The organism is Thermoclostridium stercorarium subsp. stercorarium DSM 8532, from assembly GCF_000331995.1.
Taxonomy (GTDB): Bacteria; Bacillota; Clostridia; order DSM-8532; family DSM-8532; genus Thermoclostridium; species Thermoclostridium stercorarium.
In genome coordinates this window covers 1,818,690-1,836,180 of record NC_020134.1, presented here as the reverse complement: position 1 = coordinate 1,836,180, position 17,491 = coordinate 1,818,690, and the positions used below count along the sequence as shown (strand labels likewise).

Here is a 17,491-nt window from a genome sequence, read left to right as displayed (position 1 = left end):
AATTTATAATTATACATAAATATTCAATTACAGGGGGAGTAAATGAATGAAAAAAATTATAAAACTTTTGACGGTTATAATGATTGTGGCGACGGTTGCTGCAGTGTTTTCGGGCTGTAGTTCGGAAAGCAAAAGCCAAAAGGTGAAGGTTATTGATATTCCGTTAACTCAGGAAGAATATGCATTCGGGGTGAATAAAAGTGATCCCAAACTTCTTGAGGAAGTAAACAAGCTTATAGCTGATATAATGTCCGACGGCACATTTGATGAGATATTAAATAAATATTTCGGTGACGGTGAACCTGAGCCGGTGGAATCGGCAGAGCTGAATCCGTCGAAAGATCAGCTTGTGGTTGCTACAAATGCAGCCTTTGAGCCCTTTGAATACATGAAGGGCAACAAATATTACGGTATCGATATGGAAATTGCCAGACTTCTGGCAGAGCGTCTCGGAAAAGAGCTTGTAATCAGCAATATGGATTTTGATGCCGTTTGTCTGGCGGTAGGGCAGGGAAAGGCCGATATTGCAATGGCAGGGCTCACGATTAAAGAAGACCGGAAAGAGTATGTAAACTTTTCGGACAAATATTATAACGCGTCGCAAAAGATTATAGTGAAAGAGAATGATACGACATTTGATAACTGTAAAACCGCCGAAGATGTTGAGGCAATTCTTTCAGGCATGGGAAAAGATACTAAAGTTGGAGTGCAGAACGGTACTACCGCGCAATTCTATGTTGAAGGCGATGAAGAATGGGGTTTCAGCGGTTTTAACGTTACATGTGTGGGTTACAGTTCGGGAGCCTTGGCCGTTCAGGACATGCTTAACGGAAATGTGGATTTCGTAATAATTGATGAAGCACCTGCGGAATTTATAGTGAAAGCAATTAATGAGCTAAACTGAAAAAGATAACTTTTGCCTGGTGGCAGGGTCAGGCTGGATGTTTTTCCAACTGACCCTTTATGCGTTTATACGGAATTGGAAGGAAATACAGACCGTTTTTAATATTTGTCGGTTACCGGTTTTTGCACCCGGGTGAAGGCAAAATATTTGATTTTATATATAAAAAATGCATTGATAAACCGCTGTTGTGGCTGTTATAATGATGTAAATTATTACTGATAAGGGATATGGTATGGGAAACTTTGGAAGAAAGCTTGAAAAATTCTGGGAAATTTTTTATGAAAATGGCGGTTACACAAAAGTACTGACCGGCCTGAAAAATACGTTGTATATAGCGGTTGCGGGACTGGCTATTGGAATTATCATCGGAACAATTATAGCCATTATAGAGGTATTTCCGAAATACAAGAAACTTCCGAGAATACTTGATACAATATGCAGGTTTTATGTGGGACTGTTCAGGGGTTCTCCCATTGTGGTGCAGTTGCTGGTGGCATACTATGTGGTTCTGCCGTTGGTAAAGATAAATATACCTCCGCTTAATGTCTGTGTTATTGTTTTTGGACTTAACAGCGGGGCGTATGTGTCTGAAATCATGAGAAGCGGTATAATGTCGGTTGATCCAGGCCAGATGGAAGCAGGTCGCGCCCTGGGGTTAAGTTATGGAACAACGATGGTGAAAATTGTGGTACCGCAGGCGGTAAAAAACATATTGCCGACGCTGGGAAATGAATTTATAGCGCTGATTAAGGAAACGTCGGTTGTAAGTTTTGTAGGGGCTGCGGATTTATATGTCGCTTTCAATTTCATAGGAACCAACAGCTATGAATTTATGGTCCCGTATCTTGTCATGGCGTTGATTTATATTGTTATGGTCATGATTATAGCGCTGTTTGTAAGGATCATGGAAAGGAGCCTCAGGAAAAGTGATAGACGTAATTGACTTACATAAAAGTTACGGTAAAGTGGAAGTATTGAAGGGAATAACTGTTTCAATTAAGAAAGGCGAAAAAATAGCCATAATCGGACCTTCGGGTAGCGGAAAAAGCACCTTTCTGCGCTGTCTCAACTGTTTGGAGGATCCTACAAGCGGTTCTATAATCTTTGAAGGCGTGGATATTGCCGATATGAGGGTTGACATAAATATCCACCGCAGGCACATGGGAATGGTTTTTCAGCAGTTTAATCTGTTCAATAACAAAACAGTGCTTGAAAATATTATGCTTGCGCCGGTGCATATAGGCATTTCTGAGCTTCGGAAGAAAAAGGTTAGAAATTTTTTTATTAAAATAGGCAATCTGTTTGCAAAGAACAAAAAACCGCTTTACGAAATAAACACGACGCCGGCAAAAATTAAAGCCGAAGCAAGGGATAATGCGATGCGGCTTCTGAAAAGAATTGGACTTGAGGACAAAGCCAATGTTTATCCGTCCACTCTTTCGGGAGGTCAGAAGCAAAGAATAGCGATAATCCGTGCCCTTGCTATGAATCCTAAAGTGATGCTGTTTGATGAACCTACATCGGCTCTCGACCCGGAAATGGTAAAAGAGGTACTGGAACTTATAAGGCAGGTGGCGGAAGAGGGAATGACAATGGTTATTGTCACCCATGAAATGGGATTTGCAAGAGAAGTTGCTACAAGGGTTTTGTTTATGGACGAAGGAAAAATCCTTGAAGAAGGCACTCCTGAAGAGATTTTTACAAATCCGAAGCATCCCAGGACAAGAGAATTTTTGTCAAAGGTACTGTAATGTCATAAATTTTGCGGCATTTGTTTTGTCACTAAAATATGTTTTCTTTCGGGCTGCGGGATGACAGCGTAAGGCCAGAGGTTTAAGTTGCCAAGTATGGACAGTTATATTAAAATTTATTCTATATATGCAGCAGGTTGATGGTTCGCAGGAGATTTGTTTTAAATTTATCGGGGTGGTTTATATGAAATTTTCAAAACGTATCGATCAGTTGAATGAGGGTATATTTGCCAAACTGCTGGAAATAAAAAGGGAAAAGTTGGCAAGGGGAGAACAGGTTATAGATTTAAGCGTAGGTTCTCCGAATATTGCCCCCGCAAGGCATATATTGGATGCTTTATGTGCCGCCGCTGCGGATGAAAGAAATTATACCTATGCGATAAGCGATTTGCCGGAATTGCTTGAAGCTGTGAGTAAATGGTATAAGAACAGGTATGGCGTGGATTTGGATCCGAAAACCGAAATCTGTTCCCTCATGGGATCTCAGGAGGGATTTCCTCTTATATCAATGACGGTTGTGGATGAGGGGGATTTGGTCCTTATACCAGATCCGTGCTATCCGATATTTGCCGACGGACCGCGTATGGCAGGAGCAAAACTGTATTATATGCCTCAGAAGCGGGAGAACGGTTATATTGTAAATCTTAAGGATATTCCTGAGGATATTGCCAGGCTGGCAAAACTTATGATAGTATCATACCCTAACAATCCTACCACGGCAGTTGCTCCTGATGAGTTTTACCATGAGCTTATAGCTTTTGCAAAGGAATATGATATAATTGTGCTTCATGACAATGCCTACAGTGATTTGGTTTTTGACAATAAAAGAGGGGGAAGTTTCCTTGCCTACCCCGGCGCGAAGGATGTAGGCGTTGAGTTTAACTCACTGTCGAAAACCTATGGAATAGCCGGTGCGAGAATCGGATTCTGTGTAGGTAACAAAGAGGTTGTTTCACGCCTTAAAATGTTAAAATCAAATCTTGATTACGGTATGTTCATACCAATTCAAAAGGCTGCCATTGCGGCCATTACGGGCGATCAAAGCTGTGTGTCGAGAACCAGGGAGGCTTATGAAATAAGAAGAAATATCCTTTGTGACGGTTTTAACAGCATAGGCTGGCATATGAAAAAACCCGAAGCAACAATGTTTGTTTGGGCGCCAATTCCTCCGAAATATGAAAAATCCATTGATTTTGCAATGGACATGCTCAACCGTGCTGGCGTAATGGTAACCCCGGGAAGTGCTTTCGGGCCTTCGGGAGAGGGGCATGTACGCATTGCACTGGTTCAGGATATAGAGGATATTAAAAAGGCAATTGAAGCTGTAAAAAGGAGCGGAATACTGGATTAGCAAAAGTTGATTGCGGTAATGAAATAAAATATATGAGGGGTGCTATGGCACCCCTTTTTGTTGATGTTCTGCAAAAAAAAGTCTTTTAGTTTGGATTTTTGTCAGTTATTTAAAACTTTAATTAAAATCCGCCGAAAAAGATATAGTGAATGTACTGTAATTTTGTATGTCCCGAAAGCATGTTTATAGTAAAGCAAAAAAGAGTAAATATAATATGGCTTAAGTTTGTTGCTTAAATACGAAAGAAAGGGTTTGGGTGGGGTAAATGAAAAGTATAGGTTCAAGAATTATTTTTTCCTTTGGCCTTTTGCTTCTGATTGTATGTGTGGCTTTTGGAACTGTTTCATATTTTGCCTCTTCAAAATCCTTAATCAGGGTCCTCGGCGATACAATGCCCAAATATGCGATGGAAGCTTCATTAACAATAAGGGACAGTATACAGAATCATCTGAATATACTGAGTTATATGGCTTCATCGGAAGAAATGAGGGTGCTGCAGGATCCGAATGGCGATTACTCTAAGGCAGTGGCGATGCTTTCAAAGGAAAAGCAGAGATTAGGGCATGAAAGTATGCTGCTGATTAACAAAAACGGCATCGCTGTAACTGACGAGGGTAAGATTCTGGACATGAAGGAACACCAGTTGTTTAAAGCGGCAATGGCAGGTGAAAGTACCGTATCTGATCCCATGTTTAATGAAGATCGGACTAAAATAGTCATGGCTTATGCAGTACCGGTGGTAATTGACGGTGAAGTTTCAGGCGTACTTATGGCGGTCAGGGACGGGATGGAGCTTAGCGAGTTTGCCCAAAAGATTAAGTTCGGTGATACTGGCGAAGCGTTTATTATAAATAAACAGGGAAGGACCATTGCCCATGCCGATACCGAACTGCTTAAGGAAATCATTGATACAAGAACGGTTGATGCTTCGACAACAGCCTCGGTTCTTCTGCCGGCGAGAAAAGGTCTTTTAACTGCAGGAAATGGCTCCGGAACATCGGAGCAAAATGTCGACTCTGTCACTTCTGCAACTCCGGAAAACGCTGACGGCGGCAATAATTTAGGGTTTGACAATTTCAATGAGGTTCAAAGGAAAATGATGAACGGAGAAACGGGTTTTGAGGAATATAAATATAAAGGCGTTGCGAAAGTGGTAGGTTTTGCACCGATATCCGAATATGGCTGGTCGGTGGGAGTGGCCGTGGACAAAAGCGAAATGATGGCAGAAGTGGACAACCTCAGAACCACTTTCATTGTCATATCGGTTATTATTCTTGCCGCAGGGGCCGTTACGGCATTTCTGATTGGAAAAAGCATATCAAAACCGATAACTGAATTGACAAATTGCTGTATTACAATGTCAAAAGGCGATTTCACCGTAAGCGTTAAAGAAAAATATGCCAAAAGGCGTGATGAAATAGGGGATCTTGCAAGAGGCTTCAGGAAAATAACCGAAGACGTGTCGAAGATTATTAAAAACGTTATCTCGGAAGCCAACAACGTGGATAACGCTATTATTACCGCAAGTGACAGCATGTCCGAACTGACCGATCAGATTAACGTGATGTCATCCATAACTCAGGAATTGTCTGCGAAAATGGAGGAAACATCCGCAATGGCCGAAGAGATGAATGCCACTGCGACCGAAATAGAAAAAGCCATTGATTCGATTGCAAACAAGGCACAGGAAGGTGCGATGTCGGCAAATGAAGTAAGCAGGCGGGCCAATGAGCTGATGGATAACGCGATGAATTCCCAGAAAAGTGCCCTGGAGTTATTTACGAACAATGCCACAAAGCTTAGGGAAGCCATTGAAAAAGCAAGAGCGGTGGAAAGGATAGGCATTCTGTCCGATGCAATTCTTGAAATTGCCCAGCGTACAAATCTTTTGGCTCTGAATGCTTCAATTGAAGCCGCTCAGGCCGGCGATGCGGGGAGAGGCTTTGCCGTAGTTGCCGGGGAAATAAGGAATCTTGCCGAAAATTCAAGGAAGACTGTTTCAGAAATACAGCAGGTAACAAAACAGGTTGTCGAATCGGTATATAACCTTTCTGAGTGCTCTGAAAAGGTTCTGGATTTTCTGGAGAACAAAGTGGTAAAGGACTATGATATGCTTGTAGAGACGGGTGAAAAATATAACAACGATGCGCGCATGATAGACGAGATGGTGGCCGATTTCAGTGCTACTTCCGAGGAACTGTATTCATCGGTACATAGTATAATGAAAGCAATTAATGATGTGGCGGAAGCCGCTACGGAAAGTTCCGCCGAAACGACTGACATGGCGAATGAAGCCGGTATTGTGGCCACAAAAGCCAGTGAAGTAATGGAGCAGGCGAAAAAAGTGAAGGAGAGTACCGAGAAACTCCTGAATGTCGTGTCCATGTTCAGGGTTTAAAAGAGGGCTGGCACGGGAAAGCGGCAGAAAGCTTCCCGTGCTTCCTTTTTTGATTTCAAATAAAAAGGAAGGGGAATTATATGGACAAAAACAAGGTTGCCTTAACGCCGCCGATGGGATGGAACAGCTGGGACTGCTATGGCGCATCGGTTACTGAAGAACAGCTTATAGGGAACGCCGAATACATGGCCAAATATTTGAAACGATACGGCTGGGAGTATATCGTATGCGATATTCAGTGGTATGAACCGAAGGCGAAATCCACGGAGTACAATCATTTTTATCCCCTTGAAATGGATGAGTATTCCCGTCTGATACCCGCCGTAAACCGTTTCCCGTCATCCAGAAATGGCGCGGGATTTAAACCCATTGCCGATTACATCCACAGCCTTGGTCTTAAATTCGGTATACATATCATGCGCGGTGTTCCGAGACAGGCGGTACACGCAGGAACACCAATTAAAGGCACCAATGTTACAGCAAGAGACATTGCCCACAGTTATTCCATTTGCCCGTGGAATACCGATATGTATGGTGTGAACCCGGATGCCGAAGGGGCGCAGGAATACTATAATTCCCTTTTTGAACTGTATGCCGCCTGGGGTGTGGATTTCGTCAAGGTGGATGACATATGCAACACCGAATTCAGTCCCTCAAACCCGTATTCGGCGAAGCGTGAGATTGAGATGATCCGCCGTGCCATTGATAACTGCGGAAGACCAATGGTTTTGAGCCTGTCCCCCGGGCCTGCAGTAATTGAAGAGGCTGAGCATCTTTCAAAACACGCCAATATGTGGAGAATTTCGAAAGATGTATGGGATAACTGGGAACAAATTTATGAGATGTTTGAAAAATGCAATCAGTGGAGCCCGTATGTAAGGGAAGGATGCTGGCCTGACTGTGACATGCTGCCTTTAGGGCGTATTTGCATAAACACGCCCGGGTATGATCAGAATGCAAGGTACTGCCGCCTGACGAAAGACGAGCAAATAACAATGATGACGTTATGGTGTATTTTCCGCTCCCCGTTAATGATAGGAGGGGAACTGCGCGATAACGACGAGTGGACTTTTAACTTGCTTACAAACCATGAGGTTCTGGGCCTTCTGAAACATTCCTATGGTGCAAGGCAGATTATGCGCACCGGTGATACGATTGTCTGGACAAGTAATGGCATTGACGGAAGCAAATATGTGGCGTTTTTCAATATTTCATTCGCGTTCACGAATCCTTCCATAAGTCTTTCAAGGCTTGGGCTCAGAGGGACATATAAGGTCAGAAACCTCTGGAAGCATGAGGATACGGGTGTTGTCTCAGATTACGTGAGTGCAAATGTAAACCCTCACGGAGCTGTACTTTATAAGCTTACAAAAATCGACTGATCGATGTTTGCCGGATATATTTTTGAATGAAGCGGCCTGCATTGCCGGAATTTCCTAAATAATGCAGCTGACGCAAGAAGCGTTAAAACCGCGCCCGTCCGGGTTTCAAACCGACGGGTGTCCTGTTTTTTTGCGCGGTCGTGTGTTATAATTAGGTATCAAACTTTACCGGTAAACGGCATGACTCTATGGAAAAATTATGACGGAAATGGGGTTATATTATGAAGGTATCTGAACTGAAGTATGAAAGAGTATCTTTGGAGGCTGTAAAGGACGAACTGGAAGAAAATCTGGCGAAGATAAAAAACGCCGGTTCGGTTGATGAAGTGCTGAAAGCACGGGAAAAAATACTGAAAACAGTGGAGGAGTTTACCACTGCAAAGAGTATTGCCCATATGCGCTATACTTTAAATACCGTGGATGAATTTTATTTAAAGGAAATGGAATATTATAACGAAACCGAGCCGAAGTTCAACAATTACTTTCATCAATATGCAGTGGCTATGATTCAAAGCCCGTTCAGGGCAGAACTTGAAAAGGCACTGTCGCCCGTACTTTTTAAATATTATGAAGTCACAGCCAAATCCATGTCCCCTGAAATAATTGAAGAGATGGTGGAGGAAAACCGCCTTGTAACCGAGTATTCCAAACTAATGTCCGAAATGACGTTTGATTTCAGAGGCGAATCAATACCGTTGTCAATACTTCGCAAATATATGAAGGATGACGACAGGAACACAAGAAAGGAAGCATACGAAGTACTGGGCAGGGGCCTTGAGAAGCATTCCGGCGAACTGGATACTCTTTATGACAGGCTGGTAAAGGTACGCGACAGAATGGCCAAAAAGATGGGTTACAAAAATTTCATTGAGCTGGCTTATTACAGGCTTGGCCGCATCAGTTTTGACGAAAAGATGGTTGAAAAATTCCGTAAAAACGTTCTGAAGGATATTGTGCCTGTTGTTTCAAGGCTTAAACTTGAAAATGCAAAGCGTATGGGAATAGATGATTTTAAATTGTATGACAATGATGTTTATCTGCCAGGCGGCGATCCAAAACCAATTCTTGACAAGGACGGAATTTTCAAGGCTGCGCAGGAAATGTACCACGATATGAGCGAGGAAACGGGAAAATTCTTTGACATGATGCTGGAAACCGAGGCATTTGACGTAGAATCGCGAAGGAACAAATGGGGTGGAGGGTACTGTACGTATTTCTTCAAATACAAGCAGCCGTTTATCCTGGCAAACTTCAACGGTACATCCGCCGATATTGACGTTGTTACACATGAGGCAGGCCATGCCTTTGCGGCATACCTGACAAGGAATAACAGATTTGCAGTGGAACTTAACGTCGGAGGAATGGAAACAGCGGAAACGCACTCCATGAGCATGGAATTTTTTGCCGAAAAATATATGGATAAGTTTTTCGGGAAAGATGCGGCAAAATACAGGTTTATGCACGTTTTTGACGCATTTTCGTTTATCCCTTACGGCACCATCGTGGACTATTTTCAGCATATTGTTTATGCAAACCCTGACATGACACCTGAAGAAAGGAACGAAACATGGAGAAAGCTGGAGGCTGAATTCCGGCCTTACCTGAGCAGTGAAGGGATACCGTATTTGGAAAAAGGAACACGGTGGCAGTATCAGATGCACATTTATGAGAGCCCGTTCTACTATATAGATTATTGCCTTGCCCAGGTTGTGGCTTTTGAGTTCCTGCTTGAGTCGCTGAAAGATTACAACGAAGCCTTCAGAAAGTATGTACGTTTTGCTTCTCAGGGTGGTGAGGCTTTGTTCACCGATTTGATTAAGGAGGCGGGACTTGTATCTCCGTTTGAGGACGGTGCGCTTAAGGACCTGGCAGGAAAAATTGAAAAACTTCTTAACGAATTGAGAGCGCAAATATAAGAACAAAAAACGATAAACATTGTAAAAAAACCGGTAAAGTTTTAAACTTTACCGGTTTCCATCTGTGAAAATGTAACCGTCAGGCGTTCCATAAAATTCATGCACGCCGAACTGCATGCTTTAAGTATTGTATTTTTAATCGCTTTTGCCTTTGAATTTCCGTGGCATTTATAGATTATACCGTTTACTCCGAGTATCGGTGTTCCGCCTATTTCTTCGGGATCAAGCTGTTTCATCAGCTTCTTGAGTTCGTGCCTTATCATCATGTAGCTGATTTTCCCCAGTATGCTGGAAGAATACATTTTTTTCAGCTGCTGTATGATATAGCTTCCGGTGCCTTCCATAACCTTAAGCATTGTATTGCCGACAAAGCCGTCGCAGACCACAACGTCCACTTTGCCTTCCGGAATGTCCCTTCCTTCAATGTTTCCTACGAAGTTTATATCCGCCTTTTTCAAAATCTCATAGGCGCTTTTCACTACCTCGTTCCCTTTGTTTTCCTCTGTGCCCACATTAATCAGGCCTACTTTCGGGTTTTCAATATTGTACACATATTTCATGTATTCGCTGCCCATTATGGCAAACTGTAAATAATTAATGGGCTTTATCTGGGTATTCATTCCGGCGTCTATTATCATCGTCTGCCCCCTGATGGAGGGAACCACGGGTGCCAGCGCGGGCCGTACCACTCCCTTGATCCTTCCAGCAATCAGCAGCGAACCCGCCAGCAATACTCCGGTACTGCCCGCTGAAATAAATACATTGGCGGCTTTGGACTGTATCTTTTTCATACCGACTATAAGTGAGGAATTCTGTTTCTTTTTAATGGCTTCGGTTGGTTTGTCGGAATTTGTTATCTCGTCAAATGTTTCGGTAATAAAAAGCCTGCTTCTGTCAAAGGTCTCATTTTCAAGGCATTCCTCAATTTTCCTCGGATCCCCCAGTAACTCTATTTCAAACCCGTCCTGGGCTTTTATTGCTTCCACGCATCCTTTTACTATTTCTTTCGGGGCATTATCCCCGCCCATTGCGTCAACCACAATCCTCAACAGTCTCAGCTCCTTTTATGAAGAGTTTCTGAATCTATATAAGAATTTAAATGATTACCCGCATTTTGAACTCATTATTGCACCTGGGACACTGCACGGTATGTTTTCCCCTCTTATACGGCAGCCTCAGCATTGCCTTGCAGTGAGGGCATCTATGATACCGGTGTGTACGGATTTCTTTAATTCTGCGGATTGTAAAAAGCCATTCCTTTTTTACCCGGTACCACGCATTCAAAAAACGCTCATTTTCCAGACGTCTCTTATATATATTTTTCGAAAATGTTCTGGAAATCATCACTATGAATACAAACCACATTATAATTGTAAGTACCGGTGAATGCACAAATGAGTTAATGATAAGCAGAATAAAGCATAACAAAGCCAGAGCATAGTACAAGTGATCTATCCCGTACCTGCCGTACATGAACTTTATTAGCTTTTCCCTGAAGGCTCCCATTGTCATCTCTCCCTGGTCAGCCATATTGGACACTAATGTGTAATTATATCACAAAAGTCTGAATTAATTACACGGGAATTCTGAATTTGGTTTCGGCAGATAAATTATTGTGGCTGATTACCTGCCGGTGATATTATAAAAAGAAAATATAAACTGAATTTAAACAAAATCGCTTTATTTGTTAATAATCAATTAATATTTTGCTGATAAAATATTCTCATCAAGGATAAAAATGATTTCACATGGGAGGAACGCCTGTGTTCAGCATAATGGTAGTGGAAGATGATTATAACACAAGAAAACTTATGGAAGCGGTATTAACCCAGAATGGATATGACGTTATTCTTGCAACCGACGGAATAGACGCGCTGGAAAAGATGGACAGCCACCATGTGGATTTGATTGTTCTTGACCTTATGTTGCCCCGGATGGACGGTTATGAATTTACAAAAACGCTAAGGGAGAGCAATAACAATATCCCAATTCTTATGGTAACCGCAAAAGAGGCCCAGGAAGATAAAAAGAGAGGATTTATAGTCGGAACCGACGATTACATGGTAAAACCCGTGGACGAAGAGGAAATGCTTCTCAGGATTGCGGCATTGCTCAGGCGGGCGCAGATAGTCAATGAGCGGAAACTTGTAATAGGTGAAACTGTTTTGGATTATGATTCGTTTACCGTAAGACGCGGGGATAATGTTCAGGAGCTGCCCAATAAGGAATTTTTGCTGTTGTATAAATTATTGGCTTACCAGAACAAGATTTTTACCCGGCGCAGTCTTATGGATGAGCTGTGGGATATGAATTCAGATACCGACGAGCGCACGGTGGATGTCCATATCAACCGTTTGCGGGAAAGGTTCAAGGATAATCCGGATTTTGAGATAGTTACGGTAAGGGGGCTTGGATACAAGGCGGTGGTAAGGAATGAAAAGAATAAAATCTCTTAATATTATGATGGTAATTTTTATATTTTTTATAATGGTATCCTCAGGGCTGTTAACATCGGTATGTTTCCTGTTTTTCTACGCTTTGGACTTTTTTCCTTTTCCATTCCTTACGCCTATTCTTTCCCCGTTTATTGCACTTCTTGTAAGCAGCATTATAGGCACGTCACTGTCGGCAATGGTCAGCGAAAAATTTTTAAAGCCCCTGCATCAGTTAATTGACGCCACAAAAATTATAGCAAAGGGGGATTTCAGCGTCCGCGTGCCTGAAATTAACAGCGATTCCGAAATTGCCGTACTGCTCAGGAATTTTAATCAAATGGCTGAAGAACTGGGCAGTATTGAAATGTTCAGAAATGATTTTATAAATAATTTTTCTCACGAGTTTAAAACCCCGATAGTTTCAATAAGAGGGTTTGCGAAACAACTTCAGAATGAAAACCTTTCGGAGGAAAAAAGAAAAGAGTATACCGAAATTATAATCTCAGAGGCAGAAAGGCTTACAAAAATGTCATCCAACGTGCTTTTGCTGACAAAAATCGAAAACCAGCAGTTCATTACAAATCAGGCCGAGTATGATCTGGATGAGCAGATAAGGAACTGCATAATCCTTCTGGAAAAACAGTGGAGCAAAAAAAACCTTGAAATGAACCTGAACCTTTCAAACGTTAAAATTTTCAGCGATGAAGAATTGCTGTCCCATTTGTGGATTAATTTAATAGACAATGCCGTAAAATATACCGACGACAACGGAAGAATATCCATAACCCTGTATGAAACCGGCGATAACATAGTTTTCCGCATAAGTGACAACGGAAAGGGTATGGATGAATATACAATAAAACACATTTTCGACAAGTTTTATCAGGCTGACAAATCCAGATCAACCCATGGTAACGGCCTTGGTCTTTCAATAGTGAAGCGTATAGTGGAGCTCTGCAGGGGGGAAATTACCGTCGACAGCAAGCTGGGGGCCGGAACAACCTTTACGGTGATTTTGCCCAAGTGTCAAAAGGGTGGTATACATAAAAACTAACTGTATCCAGATTATGGTATTGACCGATACGTAAGATTGTTGTTTAATATAGATAAAACGGCATTTGGAAAGGATTTGTTGGAAAGGATAAAATGAATACGGTAAGAAATCAGAAGCAGCATGATTTGATGACGAAAACTCCGATGACAAAACTTATATTGAGGATGTCGTCGCCGACCATTGTCAGCATGCTGGTATCTTCAATTTACAATACTGCGGATACTTTTTTTGTGTCTCAGCTGGGAACAAGTGCAAGCGGTGCGGTCGGAGTGGTATTTCCCCTTACCGCAATTCTTCAGGCGGTAGGTTTTATGATTGGAAGCGGTGCCGGCAGCAGAATTTCAATATATCTTGGGGAAGGTAATACCGAAGAAGCGGACAAAGTAGCGTCTTCGGCGGTTTTTGCGTCGGTTTTGGGCGGTATTGTCCTGGGGGTTTTATGCAAACTTTTTCTGGCACCGATACTGAGTTTTGTCGGAGCTACCGAAACAATCCTTCCGTATGCGGAAGTTTACGCAAACTATATACTTCTTGGCTTTCCGATAATGTGTGCGTCTTTTGTATTCAATCATTTGCTGCGTTGCCAGGGGAAGACGGCTTTTTCGATGATTGGCATCTCAACAGGCGGAATATTGAATATTTTTCTTGATCCGGTATTTATTTTTACTTTCAATATGGGAATAGCGGGAGCTGCGATAGCTACAATTCTCAGTCAGACTGTAAGCCTGATATTACTGCTGGTATTTGTTCAGAGCAGGCACAGCGTTCTGAAAATAAGCCTTGCGAAAATATCCGGGGGATTTGGCGTTTATTCCGTTATTATCCGTATAGGCGCGCCGTCTTTTTTCCGTCAGGGTCTGGCAAGCATTTCTTCGTCGCTGCTTAACAACAGGGTGAAAATTTACGGAGATGCTGCAGTTGCAGCTTTTTCCATTGTCGGAAAAGTGTCATTCATAATAATGGCGATAATGCTCGGCGTAGGTCAGGGATTTCAGCCTGTCGCAGGATACAATTACGGTGCCCGGAATTACAGACGTGTACGCTCTGCTTATAAGGTAACGCTTCTAATCGGCTGCGCAATGATGAGTGTGGCTGCGGTTATTTGCTTTATTTTTGCGCCGAACATTTTGGCGGTTTTCCGTCCCGATGATCCTGATGTAATAAATATTGGCTCATTTCTTCTGAGGGTTCAGGCGGCCGTTCTTCCGTTAATGTCTGTGACGGTAAGTACGAACATGCTTCTTCAGTCCCTTGCACAGAATAAAGAAGCGACGTTTCTTGCACTGACAAGGCAGGGCCTGTATTTTATCCCGTTAATTTTTATTCTGTCATCCCTTTTGGGGCTGTTTGGAATACAAATTACGCAAAGTATTTCGGATACGTTAAGCATGCTCACCGCAATTCCGTTTGCAGTGCGTTTTTTTAGAAAAATAAAAGAGAAGGAAGCAGAATGGGTTGATGACAATACGGCAAGTAACGAAATTAATATGAATGTATTTGAAAATTTTGAACCGTAATTCTTGTCTGTTTGCCAGAAAATATGCAGATGCAACCGAAAGTAAATGAGAGCGTGGGGAGAAGACACATGCATATATGTATACGGCTGAATGCGGCAAATGACATTGTTTTGCCCGTTCATTACAACCATATTGTGCAGGGCTTTATTTATAACATGATAGACAGGGAACTGGCGGAATTTTTGCACAGCAAAGGCTATGGTGAAGGAAGGAAGTTTAAATTATTCTGTTTTTCGAATATTTTGGGAAAGTCAAATATAGACAGTGCGAACGGCACTATTACATTCAAACCCCCGATAAAACTTGAAGTATCGTCGCCCGACGAATATTTCTGTGAATCTTTTGCGAACACGGTTTTAAAAAAGGAAGCGAAGCTGGGCAAAAACCTTCTTGAGATTGAAAGCATTGAAATAAGCCGGCAGGACGTACTTGATAACAAAATAGTGCTGAAAACGCTGTCTCCGATAACGGCATACAGTACTTTGTTAAGGCCCGATCAGAGAAAGTATACATGCTTTTTTCAGCCCGGTGAAGAAGATTTTAACAGGATCGTTGAAGAAAATCTTCGGAAAAAATACAGGGCGTACACAGGAATGCAACCGCCTGAAGAAAAGGTATGGTTCAGTCCGATAACCCAGCCAAGGCTGCATATAGTAAAATACAAGGGCTACATTGTAAAGGGGTATACATGCAGGCTGAGTGTTGAAGGGCCTCGCGAACTTCTCCAGATGGCTGTGGACGCGGGACTGGGCGGCAAAAACAGCCAGGGGTTTGGCTGTGTGAAACTGGCGGAATAGTTACTTAGTTGTGAAAGGAAAGGTTAAACACGGGGATATAAACATACCTTGAAGGAATTGAAATATCCCGATGGTATTAAACTGGTTTGCCCAATATGAATAGGCTTTTATATTTCATAATTCTCTTTAAATTTTCGTCGGTTTCCGGCAAGCGGAAAACTTTCAGGGGATTTTGCTGTTCATCCTCCGAAAAACGCTCAAAACATAACTTGTAAAGACCTGGTTGAAAAGCCTTGGGATAAGGCATTAAGCATGTTTACAGAATACGCCATAAAAACGAAATCTTTTTAATCCCGAATATGTTTAAATAACATAACAGACTGAAGGCCGAAACCGATAAGAGGGATAAATAAAACTGCTGTTTCCGGTTTTATTTCATCTTCTGTACCTGTTATTTTTGCATTACTTTGTTTCAGTCAGGAGAGGGAGTGTTTTTCATGGCCAAAATTCTGATTTCGGCGTTGGGAACGGGAATAAGCCGGCAGGAGGAAAATGAAAGAAAATACATGCCTGCGGTTTACAGGTTTTCCGGTACGGGCAAGGAATATAAAACTTCATTTGTTGCTGCGGCATTATGTGAACATTTAAAAGTGGACAGGCTTTATCTGGTGGGTACGCCAAAATCGATGTGGGAGGAAGTTTACCGCTATTACACAGAAGCTGCAAACCTGCAGGAAGACAGAAAATATAAAAATTTACTGGCGGACAAGGCTAAAAGTTTTAACGTCAAAGACGCAGAGGGCAATAAAGACAGGATAAACGAGGAAGATTTGGGAAAGCTTAATCTGACAATTGATTTTTACCTGAAGAGCATAAGAAAGTCCGCAACCGGCGGTTCAAAATGTTTCGTCATAGAATACGGCCTGAACGAAACAGAACTCTGGAACAACTTCAATACCTTGCTGCGAATCAGTGATATGCTGGAAGAGGATGATGAGGTTTATCTCGACATAACCCATGCTTTCAGGTCCATCGCTTTGTTTAACTATATAACGCTGGATTTAATTGGCATACTGAAATTTAAGAAAGCGTTTAAACTGTCGGGATTGTATTACGGGATGCTGGACATAAAAGGAGAACTGGAATATGCCCCGATTGTCGATTTAAGCCCGTATTTTAACATGACTTTGTGGGCAAGGGCTGCATATAATTTTATAAATTTCGGGAACGGATACCTGCTGGCTGATTTGATTCATAACAGGGATTTATCGGAGAATATAAGGAAAATATCGGAAATTGTCAATATTAATTATATTGACGATTTCAGAGAAAATATCAAGGCTTTAAACCGGCTGCTGGAGAATAGTCCACATGCCGAGCCGGTGATAAGGCATATGTTCCCGTATTTGTCCGATTTCGCAAAACGGTTTAAAGGAATAAAAACCAACGGAGAACTTCAGTTTGCTCTGGCTGAATGGTATTTTGAAAACAAACGGTATGCCCAGGGATACATCTGTCTGGCCGAATCAATAAGAACAAGGCTTCTTGAACTTTATCAGGACAGAGGCGAAACAGTCAATTGGGATGAGAATGACAGAAAGAAAATAAAGTACCTGATAACAAAGTATCTGAAAGAAAATCCGGAGTACTGCAAAATAAGCCTGGAATATAAGATTATTAACGGAATAAGGAACACAATAGCCCATGCGGGTTATTCCGGAAATAAAAGTCTGGACAGGGACATACGAAAAGCAATTGACCACGTTAACGAACTGAAGAAGTGCCTGTTTAACAATCCGAAGATTGAGAAAATTCCCGACGAATATCCGTTTAATATGTTGAGGACAAAGTAAATTTTACTAAAAAAATTGAATAAATTTTGTTAAAAAAACCAAGTTAATAATATTGATAATAATTTAACAATGTGATAATATAATAGGTGATAGAGTGTTAATATTTTAACAAAGTGTACCTGTGTATGGTGCACGCGGCGTAACATATAAGCTTTATACAGGAATATTTCTGCTTTTACTTTAAATATAAATT

At 41.9% G+C, this 17,491-nt stretch carries 14 protein-coding genes; 12 read left to right on the top strand and 2 right to left on the bottom strand.

Going from position 1 to position 17,491, the window contains the following annotated elements:
• The first annotated feature begins 46 nt into the window (after positions 1–46).
• The 7 genes from CST_RS07965 (at position 47) to CST_RS07935 (ending at position 9,702) form a co-directional block, all read left to right on the top strand.
• Positions 47–904 (top strand): transporter substrate-binding domain-containing protein, encoded by an 858-nt coding sequence (locus CST_RS07965; protein WP_015359361.1) that lies wholly within the window; start codon positions 47–49, stop codon positions 902–904.
• A 232-nt stretch (positions 905–1,136) separates the two neighbouring features.
• Entirely contained in the window at positions 1,137–1,847 is a 711-nt protein-coding gene (locus tag CST_RS07960) for an amino acid ABC transporter permease (RefSeq protein ID WP_015359359.1), read from the top strand.
• The gene (locus tag CST_RS07955) at positions 1,831–2,655 is read left to right on the top strand and encodes an amino acid ABC transporter ATP-binding protein (RefSeq protein WP_015359358.1); all 825 of its coding nucleotides are present in this window, start codon (positions 1,831–1,833) and stop codon (positions 2,653–2,655) included. Before CST_RS07960 ends, CST_RS07955 begins: the two co-directional genes overlap by 17 nt.
• 184 nt (positions 2,656–2,839) lie before the next feature.
• Positions 2,840–4,006, top strand: a complete 1,167-nt coding sequence (locus CST_RS07950) for an aminotransferase class I/II-fold pyridoxal phosphate-dependent enzyme (RefSeq protein WP_015359357.1) — start codon at positions 2,840–2,842, stop codon at positions 4,004–4,006.
• Between the two features lie 265 nt (positions 4,007–4,271).
• Positions 4,272–6,404, top strand: a complete 2,133-nt coding sequence (locus tag CST_RS07945; protein WP_015359356.1) for a methyl-accepting chemotaxis protein — start codon at positions 4,272–4,274, stop codon at positions 6,402–6,404.
• 80 nt (positions 6,405–6,484) lie between these two features.
• Entirely contained in the window at positions 6,485–7,786 is a 1,302-nt protein-coding gene (locus CST_RS07940; protein ID WP_015359355.1) for a glycoside hydrolase family 27 protein, read from the top strand.
• A 221-nt stretch (positions 7,787–8,007) separates the two neighbouring features.
• Entirely contained in the window at positions 8,008–9,702 is a 1,695-nt protein-coding gene (locus CST_RS07935; protein WP_015359354.1) for a M3 family oligoendopeptidase, read from the top strand.
• A gap of 41 nt (positions 9,703–9,743) precedes the next feature.
• On the opposite strand, the gene plsX is transcribed toward CST_RS07935, so the two are convergent.
• Both plsX and CST_RS07925 read right to left on the bottom strand, forming a co-directional pair.
• Positions 9,744–10,742, bottom strand: coding sequence for a phosphate acyltransferase PlsX (plsX, locus tag CST_RS07930; protein ID WP_237266396.1), 999 nt, complete (start codon positions 10,740–10,742; stop codon positions 9,744–9,746).
• Positions 10,743–10,797: 55 nt separating this feature from the next.
• Entirely contained in the window at positions 10,798–11,232 is a 435-nt protein-coding gene (locus CST_RS07925; protein ID WP_237266307.1) for a hypothetical protein, read from the bottom strand.
• A gap of 233 nt (positions 11,233–11,465) precedes the next feature.
• Between CST_RS07925 and CST_RS07920 the strand changes: the two genes are divergently transcribed.
• From CST_RS07920 to csx2, 5 genes are all read left to right on the top strand, one after another.
• The gene (locus CST_RS07920) at positions 11,466–12,158 is read left to right on the top strand and encodes a response regulator transcription factor (RefSeq protein WP_015359351.1); all 693 of its coding nucleotides are present in this window, start codon (positions 11,466–11,468) and stop codon (positions 12,156–12,158) included.
• Positions 12,136–13,191 carry a HAMP domain-containing sensor histidine kinase gene (locus tag CST_RS07915; RefSeq protein ID WP_015359350.1) on the top strand — a complete coding sequence of 352 codons (1,056 nt, stop codon included), beginning with the start codon at positions 12,136–12,138 and terminating at the stop codon, positions 13,189–13,191. Before CST_RS07920 ends, CST_RS07915 begins: the two co-directional genes overlap by 23 nt.
• Before the next feature lie 92 nt (positions 13,192–13,283).
• Entirely contained in the window at positions 13,284–14,708 is a 1,425-nt protein-coding gene (locus tag CST_RS07910) for an MATE family efflux transporter (protein WP_015359349.1), read from the top strand.
• A 68-nt stretch (positions 14,709–14,776) separates the two neighbouring features.
• Positions 14,777–15,505 carry a CRISPR-associated endoribonuclease Cas6 gene (gene cas6, locus CST_RS07905; protein ID WP_015359348.1) on the top strand — a complete coding sequence of 243 codons (729 nt, stop codon included), beginning with the start codon at positions 14,777–14,779 and terminating at the stop codon, positions 15,503–15,505.
• A 437-nt stretch (positions 15,506–15,942) separates the two neighbouring features.
• Positions 15,943–17,298 (top strand): TIGR02221 family CRISPR-associated protein, encoded by a 1,356-nt coding sequence (csx2, locus tag CST_RS07900; protein ID WP_015359346.1) that lies wholly within the window; start codon positions 15,943–15,945, stop codon positions 17,296–17,298.
• The last annotated feature ends 193 nt before the right edge of the window (positions 17,299–17,491 follow it).

What these genes read in the sequence shown, in the direction of transcription:
- CST_RS07965 (WP_015359361.1), top strand. Translation starts at nt 47, where the DNA reads ATGAAAAAAATTATAAAACTTTTGACGGTTATAATGATTGTGGCGACG.
- CST_RS07960 (WP_015359359.1), top strand. Translation starts at nt 1,137, where the DNA reads ATGGGAAACTTTGGAAGAAAGCTTGAAAAATTCTGGGAAATTTTTTAT.
- CST_RS07950 (WP_015359357.1), top strand. Translation starts at nt 2,840, where the DNA reads ATGAAATTTTCAAAACGTATCGATCAGTTGAATGAGGGTATATTTGCC.
- CST_RS07945 (WP_015359356.1), top strand. Translation starts at nt 4,272, where the DNA reads ATGAAAAGTATAGGTTCAAGAATTATTTTTTCCTTTGGCCTTTTGCTT.
- CST_RS07940 (WP_015359355.1), top strand. Translation starts at nt 6,485, where the DNA reads ATGGACAAAAACAAGGTTGCCTTAACGCCGCCGATGGGATGGAACAGC.
- CST_RS07935 (WP_015359354.1), top strand. Translation starts at nt 8,008, where the DNA reads ATGAAGGTATCTGAACTGAAGTATGAAAGAGTATCTTTGGAGGCTGTA.
- CST_RS07925 (WP_237266307.1), bottom strand. Translation starts at nt 11,232, where the DNA reads ATGGCTGACCAGGGAGAGATGACAATGGGAGCCTTCAGGGAAAAGCTA.
- CST_RS07915 (WP_015359350.1), top strand. Translation starts at nt 12,136, where the DNA reads ATGAAAAGAATAAAATCTCTTAATATTATGATGGTAATTTTTATATTT.
- CST_RS07910 (WP_015359349.1), top strand. Translation starts at nt 13,284, where the DNA reads ATGAATACGGTAAGAAATCAGAAGCAGCATGATTTGATGACGAAAACT.
- cas6 (WP_015359348.1), top strand. Translation starts at nt 14,777, where the DNA reads ATGCATATATGTATACGGCTGAATGCGGCAAATGACATTGTTTTGCCC.
- csx2 (WP_015359346.1), top strand. Translation starts at nt 15,943, where the DNA reads ATGGCCAAAATTCTGATTTCGGCGTTGGGAACGGGAATAAGCCGGCAG.